At 43.6% G+C, this 7,489-nt stretch carries 7 protein-coding genes; 1 reads left to right on the top strand and 6 read right to left on the bottom strand.

Annotated features, from left to right (window positions below):
* Nucleotides 1-275 precede the first annotated feature (275 nt).
* The 3 genes from ACTUJY_RS20655 to ACTUJY_RS20665 form a co-directional block, all read right to left on the bottom strand.
* Nucleotides 276-473, bottom strand: a complete 198-nt coding sequence (locus ACTUJY_RS20655) for a hypothetical protein (RefSeq protein WP_463618034.1) — start codon at nt 471-473, stop codon at nt 276-278.
* Between the two features lie 247 nt (nt 474-720).
* Complete coding sequence (locus ACTUJY_RS20660) at nt 721-1,077, bottom strand: DMP12 family DNA mimic protein (RefSeq protein ID WP_463618035.1); 357 nt, start codon at nt 1,075-1,077, stop codon at nt 721-723.
* Entirely contained in the window at nt 1,077-2,534 is a 1,458-nt protein-coding gene (locus ACTUJY_RS20665) for an RHS repeat domain-containing protein (protein WP_463618036.1), read from the bottom strand. The genes ACTUJY_RS20660 and ACTUJY_RS20665 overlap by 1 nt, the downstream gene beginning before the upstream one ends.
* Here ACTUJY_RS20665 and ACTUJY_RS20670 point away from each other — a divergent pair, their 5' ends adjacent.
* Nucleotides 2,535-2,732 carry a hypothetical protein gene (locus tag ACTUJY_RS20670; protein ID WP_463618037.1) on the top strand — a complete coding sequence of 66 codons (198 nt, stop codon included), beginning with the start codon at nt 2,535-2,537 and terminating at the stop codon, nt 2,730-2,732.
* A gap of 48 nt (nt 2,733-2,780) precedes the next feature.
* Here the strand turns inward: ACTUJY_RS20670 and xerC are convergent, their stop codons facing one another.
* From xerC to ACTUJY_RS20685, 3 genes are all read right to left on the bottom strand, one after another.
* Nucleotides 2,781-3,767 carry a site-specific tyrosine recombinase XerC gene (gene xerC, locus ACTUJY_RS20675; RefSeq protein ID WP_463618038.1) on the bottom strand — a complete coding sequence of 329 codons (987 nt, stop codon included), beginning with the start codon at nt 3,765-3,767 and terminating at the stop codon, nt 2,781-2,783.
* 190 nt (nt 3,768-3,957) lie between these two features.
* On the bottom strand, nt 3,958-6,270 hold the full coding sequence (locus ACTUJY_RS20680; RefSeq protein ID WP_463618039.1) for a hypothetical protein: 2,313 nt from the start codon (nt 6,268-6,270) through the stop codon (nt 3,958-3,960).
* A gap of 293 nt (nt 6,271-6,563) precedes the next feature.
* On the bottom strand, nt 6,564-7,169 hold the full coding sequence (locus tag ACTUJY_RS20685; RefSeq protein ID WP_463618040.1) for a recombinase family protein: 606 nt from the start codon (nt 7,167-7,169) through the stop codon (nt 6,564-6,566).
* Nucleotides 7,170-7,489: the final 320 nt, after the last annotated feature.

The raw sequence follows: 7,489 nt of genomic DNA on the forward strand, positions 1-7,489 counted from the left end.
CGAAGCGTAACCATTCAATAGACTTTTCAAAAATCTTCATTGATTGTGAGCCTTATATGAAACTTAAAAATAGCTCAACAAACTAAAATAGCATCAAGATTTAGGCTGGGTTTTAATCCAGCCGTTTCAGGCTTCGGTACTACAGTAGTAAAACGGCCGTAACACATCGAAATCCTACCGCTGCTAATTTGGAAAAGCTACGATGGTAATTTAGCGCTCTACATTTAATCATGAAATGTCTCCTGGCTAAAAGTTCAGGAGAGTAAGAATTAATCTTACTTATGGATAGGTGTGTTTTGCTGGACGCTTACAGATAAAGTATCAAAGTTATCTAAAATAATATTAAGATAAAGAGAAAAGTCTTCTTGTGAATTTATTCTATCCTTTATATCCATCAGAGTACTTTCCATACCCACTACATCATTGAGCTTTTTATATTCTTCAAACTTATTTACCAAACTTAAAGTGTTCATTGGTTGAAGCTCCTTCGCGCTTTCAATATATTCTTTTGAATATAACGCTATAGTCCAAATTAAAACCCCAACAAAAGATAATTTCAACTTCAAAGAACGAAGCCGATGAGTTGCATCGGCTTTGGAGCTAAGGGGACTGTTCGGACTTAACTACAACTCTATAAGTCATGGATGTCCCAACTACGTGATGTCATTGCCATTTAGTGTTATTTTCATATTTTAGCGCTCTAAACTTTGAACGAGACAATCAAAAATGAAAATATATATTCCTCTCATTTTTAATAGAGTATTTAAATAATTCTTTTAGTTTAGTAAGAAGAGCGTCCTCTAAATTAAAATCTCGTTCAAGTCTTTCCAAGACGTCTCTTTTGATTTTACTTTCAATTATCCAGTCGTCTTCTCCTTCACCAAGCATGCTGTCATTTAATTCTGAAATAACATCTAAAACCCCAATATTACCTAAATGGTATATTTGCTCAGAGGTTACGGGCATGACATTCGGATGTTCCAAGTTTTGATAGCTCCATTGTATAACCTCATGATGCTCAACAACGTTCTCATCTATTGAACCATCCGTAACAAAGATCGTATATAAATCAGGCATTAGTCAGTATTCCTAATATGAGTTTGTTCTTGTAAGAAGTTTTTAGCTTCTTTACCTCTTAGAGCGCCGGTTTTCGGAATATTTCCTGAAGCATCAAGATATGCTTTTCTGTTCATATCGTAGATTCTAAAATAATTGTTTTCATTATCTTGCATTATTTTTATACCTAGCTTTTCATTTACGAAGTTTGTTTTAACACCGTCATGAGAAAGCTCTCCCTTGATACCCTTTGCATACTTATCAAGAGTTCCTTTTAAACTTCCACTTGTCCAATTGGCACTATGTTTTAAATAAGCAGCTAACCTTTTTTGAGCACCAGTGTTCGTAACATTATCCGCGCCTTCATCAGCATTTCGCAAATTAGTAAGTTTCTTAGGAGCTTTCTTAAAAAAGTAACGAATTAATCCTGCACCAGAAAATAGACCTATGCCTCCCAACATAGCATCAGTAAGTTCTTCCTGCCGCTTTTCACTTTCTTCAATCGACAGCATACTTGAATCATTATGATGCCACTGCATTCCAGCAGCACATGCAGCAGTAGCGCATGTTCCGGGCTCATGACTAGATAACCCAGTACTCCCTGGTGTGAACTTCATACCGTCATTATTAAAGATAAAACTTTCCCCTCCAGCAACCTGCCCATCTCCAACATTAGGCTTCGCACTAGCGTTTGCCATAGCGGCATTCACTTGCTTCACACCTTCTTTCACATTCGAAAGGAAGTTGTTAACAGCACCAGCAGCTACGCTCCGGGCGCCGCCATCGCCGCCTTTCATGCCGGTGATTGAAACGTTATCGCCCTCTCCGCCAACAGTTACTTCTACTTTATGCTTAATGCGACTGCCCGCTTTGGTCACGGTCATAGTAAAAGTTTTTTGGGTTGTGGTAATGTCAGCATTATGCTCCGAGCCCGTTTCTGAAACATACCCACTCGGATCCGTACCAGCCAACGGATTGTTCATAATGTACGAATATGGATTCATACTCTGACTGTTACCTGGACTCTGTATAAACGGATCCACAGAAAGGAATCGTCCCAGATTATAATCGTACGCTCGCCCATTCATATGAATCAGTTGTGCATCGTCCATATGCTCGTGGTCAGTGAAACCGCGAGTGTTTTTCACGTAACTTGGCTCAGATTGATACAACTTAGCCACCGGGTGGTCGGCCAATTGACCGGTTCGAGGTTTACCGAAAGCATCAAAGCTGCGCGTTTCCCGAATGTTGCCGCTGGTATCGAACATCGCGGTGGTGGAACCCAAACGGTCTTTGTGGAAGAACATTAAGTCTTCGCTGACGTTACCGTTGATGTGGGTTTCGGTGAGCATGGCAATGTCATCGATGATGAGTTTCTTTTCGGTTTTGTTGCTAGTACGGACTTCTTCGTACACCTTGCCAACGTACAGCGTGGTGGTGACCTCCCCATTGTTCTTTTTGACTTGCTTGTAACGCATTTGGTCAGCACCGTAACGGAAATCGATAACGCTGCTTGCGGTGGTACTGCTGTCATCCGGGTCGATGCGCTGGCCACTGGCCACCGTGATGGTGGTGGGTTTGTTAAAGGCGTTGTAGACAATGCCGCACCTAGAATCGAACAGTGGGTCGACGGTAGAAATTTGAGGAAGTTAACAGGAAATGTAAAAGAGCGATGAGCGCAAAGCCCACCGCATTATAAGGAATGCATCAGTTGAATAAAACGCTTAATCACCTTCCGTTAGCACTTGATTGCTCGGGTGGGTCCGTTCGTAAACATCTTTCAGGTGCTTAATAGAAACCTTAGTGTATATCTGTGTACTGGTGAGGTTAGCATGACCTAAAAGGCTTTGAATGACTCGTACATCGGCTCCGTTTTCCAGCATTTTGGTAGCTGTGGTGTGCCGGAAGAGATGACAACAACCGACTTTGGCAATGCCTGCTTTTGTTAGATAGTCTCTCAGACGCTGCGAAACGGTAGAAGCGGATACGGCTCCGCCAAAGTAATTTAAAAACAGCTTAGGGCTGTGTCGATTGCGACTTAAAGCCGGCCGAGCGTTTTCCAAATAGTTCGTTAGCCAGTGAGCGGTTCGAGCATTAAAAGGCACCGCCCTATCCTTTCCGCCTTTGCCTTCTCGAACTCGAATCACACCCGACTCAAAGTCCACATCGTGCAACAAGAGGTTCACCATTTCCAAACGTCGGATGGCCGTACCATAGAGAACTTCAAACATGGTGCGGTCACGCAGTCCGGTCAGCGTGTTTAAATCCGGTTGGGCCATAATGGTGCTAATTTCAGTTTCGCTAAACAGATGCTTAGGTAAGCTGTGCCGATTACTCGGTAACTCCAAGTGACATGCTGTGTTGATAAGCAAATACCCTTTTTTTGTTAACCACTCAAATAACGATTTAACCGCAACCAACAAGTTAATCTGCGAGCCAGCACTTAAGGGCTGACCGTTGTCTTTGCGGTAATGATGCAAATACCGTTGATACGCATCGATGATAGGCGTGGTGACCTGTTCAGGTCGCTCAAGGTCTCGCAGTACACACCAGCGCACAAACTTCATCAAACTTTTGCGTCGAGCCTCCACGGTGCGTGGACTGAAACGTTGCACCGCCATATCTTCCAAATAATCATCACACAATCGACCAAACCCTTTCGGATGGCTGAGGTCGGCAATGGGTAAGGTATCCCAAACTCTGGGTTTCATAAGGTTCTCCTTGGTTCAGACAATAGAAGACCAGCCGCCTTGCACAACGCTGGACGGTGGTCGGTTAAAAACAGGGATGATTGGTGTGGGTCAAAATGACCGAACAGAGGTGTAAATTACTCTACAGCAGGCTTGCTACCGAACATGAAGCATTCGGCTGTATAAACCGAATGAACACCGAATTTCGGACTTACAGGGGACTTTTCGGGAGCCTGAAGCCACTTTGCGTTGCGGTTGTAGCGTTCGAGTTTTCCTGAGTGGCTAATTGATAATATTTGCCTTTGTAACCGTTGACCGGACGAACGGATTTAATCAACTCCATCTCTTCAAGACGTTTGCAATGAATGTGAATTTGCGTGTTGCTCCAGTGGGTAAACTCTCTTAAGTCTCGTCGAGTAAACACGATGGGTTCGTTCGCATCCGATTGCTTATCTTCGATAAACTGTTCAATCAGCGTTAAGCATTTACGAGTTTGCGGTGGCAGTTCATCCAGCGTATTTTTAAACACCGGCTCAGCCAATCGGTTCGCTATAGCAATGTCATCCAAAGTCACCTCAATGTACTCAAGGCTTTCCTTCCCTTGCTGAAAGGTTTTCACGTCTCTTTGATACTGATGTAATAGCGCGATAGCATCGATGAGCGTTAAGTATTTCTCATGGTCTCTCCGGGTTCGAGTTTGGTGACTCATAAAGTGCAATTGTTCGGCGTAAGGATTCAAGACTCGATACGGCTTTAACAGGCGTTGAATGTTATGGTGCTTGCAAGTCAGTGCTTGTGTGTTTTGAGCGTGTTGCCAACCGGCCAAGGTGCGCTTAAAACGTTGGTAGGCATGAATGCGCTGCGTTTGCGTTTGCGACTCGTTAATCGATAATACCAAACAACGATTCACCAACTCTTCGTCTAACTGAATGGCGGTGGTGGTTAGAAACAACATTACGGGGCCGCGTACCGTGTAACTGTCGGTGCTGATAATGCCTTTGTTGCGACTAGCCGATGCTAAGGTCACTTCACCTTGAGACTGCAACAACTTTAACGCATAGCTTGCTGAGCTGACTCCTTCTTCTTCGGCAATGGATAAGATTTTATGTTGCAGTGACTCTTGGCCCATGTAATACAGCGATTGTCCCGTTAACGACGATACAACAAACTGTGCTTCTTTCGGAATGAGTTGCAACACACCGTCCATTAACGAACTTTTACCGGCCGACGAATGACTTTGTATAAGGACGGCTATCGGTTTCGGTAACAAACGAGACACACACGCCAAATACGCAATCAATCGATTGTCCTCTTCACCAACAATGCCGCTATCATCAAGCTCCTGTTGCAAGGTGTCGATTAAATTCGGTGCGTGCAGCCAGTCTAGCGCTTCCCGTTTGGCTTTGTCGCTCATGGTCGGTACTTTTACAGTGCGCTGGTCTTGTTTCACCAAATGACTTTCTAAAGCCAATATCAATTGCCCCAAATCGCTTTTAATCAAAGACTCATCCACTTTGCATTCTTTGCTGGCCATTCGAGCAAACTGTTGTCTGGGTTTTGCTTGGTACACATCCAACACATCCACAAAGAAACCGTCTTCCGTTTGCACCAAAAGATTCACCTTCAGTTGCCCTTGCGCATCGCTTAAACCTTTCACTCGGTATTGTCGTGTCTCTAAGGTAAACCACAAGTCGTTGTCTTGCTTCTGCAGCGCCGGTAACTCTTGCGTGTGCTGAACCGTTACATTCGCAGGCACCGGCTGAATCATCAGTTGCCCTTCACCGGACACACTGACACTCTGTTGTAACCACGTTTCAATCAACACCGATGAAGGTTTTTGTTTCAGTTGATAAGCCCAGTCGTTCGATAATCGACATTGCCACGTCGATACGCCAAGTTGACTTAAAGCCTGCATGCGCACAACGTGTAAACCGCTCTCTTTGGGTTCTTGCGTTAATACAAACACCGCACGTTTCACCGCATGATGACGTAAGTGTTGGAAGTCGTCCGCGGAGCTCAATACCGTCGTCACAAAGCCGTACTGCGCAAACTGAAACGCCTGCAAACAGTTATCAAAAATAAGCACCACTTCCGCATCAACAAACCGATGTTGATTCATCAGTCCATGTTCAAACCATATCAAGGTTTCAACGCTCGATGTTTTACGCAATTTATGTTTCGCCATCGTCTTATGACCGTACACACCCACCAAGCCTTTATTGCCAAACAAAGGAAACACCACCGACCCGTGTAGCACTTCTCGTCCATTATCCATGAGCCCCAACGCATTGAGTGCTTGTCGATATTCACGGCCTACTTTATGATTTTTTGAAGGCAATACCGAGCCTAGCGTTCGAGCACAGAACCCGACAAGGTGAGGTTTTAAAAAGGCTTCTTCTGTAAATCCTTTTCGACTTAAAAAGTCATGTGCGGTTTTATCTTGCTCCAACGTCTGTTGATAATGCTCAAATACAAAACGCAGTAACGCTTGTGTGTCTTCAAGATTGGGCAACTTGGGTAACATAACGTTTTCTCCTGTGAATGATAAAAGTCCTATCGCAACATTTTATAAAATAAACGCTGACAAACGATGGAATCAAGCATTGAAAAACCCACAACAAAGACACTCAAGTGACTCAAATTCAACTTAATGTTCACTAAAAATGGCTTATTAATTGCGAGATAGGGTGTGATTGATCGAAAACGATCGTATGAGAGGACTTTAAGGTTTATGAATAGGGAACTTAAGGTTGAACTTATCGCCGCTTAGCGATCAATTCTGGGATCGATAGCACCCTAAAAAAATCAGTAAAAAAATTAGCTCGCTTCTTTTAATTCTTTGTCGATACGTTGAACCACACTCACGCCAACACCGACTGTTTCAGCAACCCTACGAATGCCAATACCTTTTGCTCTCAGGCGTTTGATTTTGTTTTCCTGCTGTGCGTTTATTTTGGGCCTGCCTAGCGTTTTACCGTTCGCTTTTGCTCGCTCCAAACCGGCTTTTACACGTTCTTGAATGATTGAACGCTCGAACTCTGAGAACACACCTAACATTTGAAACATGGCTTTACCAGAAGGCGTTGTCGTGTCGAGCGCTTGTTGGTGTAAATACAAATCAATCTGTTTGCTGTGGAGCTCGTTAAGAAAACCAACGAGGTCTTGAAGGCTACGGCCAAGTCTATCAACCGACCAACTCAGAACAATATCGAACTGTTTACGAATTGCGTCTTTCATTAGCGCATCCAGTTCAAGTCGTTCGTTACGCCCTTTTGCACCGCTTATGCCTTTGTCTTCGTAAACCTTAACCAACTCCCACCCATGACGGTTAATGACTTCTTGAAGTTCTCTAAGTTGATTTTCGGTGGTCTGTTTATCAGTTGAGACACGTGTGTAAATTGCTGCCCTATACTTTTTGGTCATTCTTCACTTCCTTTGTTAATAAACCGACACTACACAAGAGCGGTAAAGGTGTACGGAAAACCTCAATGAATTGCCTAGCTTCCAGCCCTTTATTTCCGGCACACTTTAATTGTTAATTTACATGTACGCAATACAGATGTTTTCAGAACACCTAACGATTAATGGTAATTGCTTATAAAGTGATCATTGCCAGACAATGCCCCGACTTCCTTTTGAAACAAAGGGCATTCCTGCTTTTACTTTTACATTTATCGTAGGCAACGAAACACCCAGCAAAGCCGCTAGGTCACTGCGATTGACTTTCATTTGGATAACCTGAG

The organism is Pleionea sp. WD8-19 (assembly GCF_055326765.1).

Coding starts and splice junctions, on each gene's coding strand:
- ACTUJY_RS20665 (WP_463618036.1), bottom strand. CDS start 2,534: ATGCGTTACAAGCAAGTCAAAAAGAACAATGGGGAGGTCACCACCACG.
- ACTUJY_RS20680 (WP_463618039.1), bottom strand. CDS start 6,270: ATGTTACCCAAGTTGCCCAATCTTGAAGACACACAAGCGTTACTGCGT.
- xerC (WP_463618038.1), bottom strand. CDS start 3,767: ATGAAACCCAGAGTTTGGGATACCTTACCCATTGCCGACCTCAGCCAT.
- ACTUJY_RS20660 (WP_463618035.1), bottom strand. CDS start 1,077: ATGCCTGATTTATATACGATCTTTGTTACGGATGGTTCAATAGATGAG.
- ACTUJY_RS20655 (WP_463618034.1), bottom strand. CDS start 473: ATGAACACTTTAAGTTTGGTAAATAAGTTTGAAGAATATAAAAAGCTC.
- ACTUJY_RS20685 (WP_463618040.1), bottom strand. CDS start 7,169: ATGACCAAAAAGTATAGGGCAGCAATTTACACACGTGTCTCAACTGAT.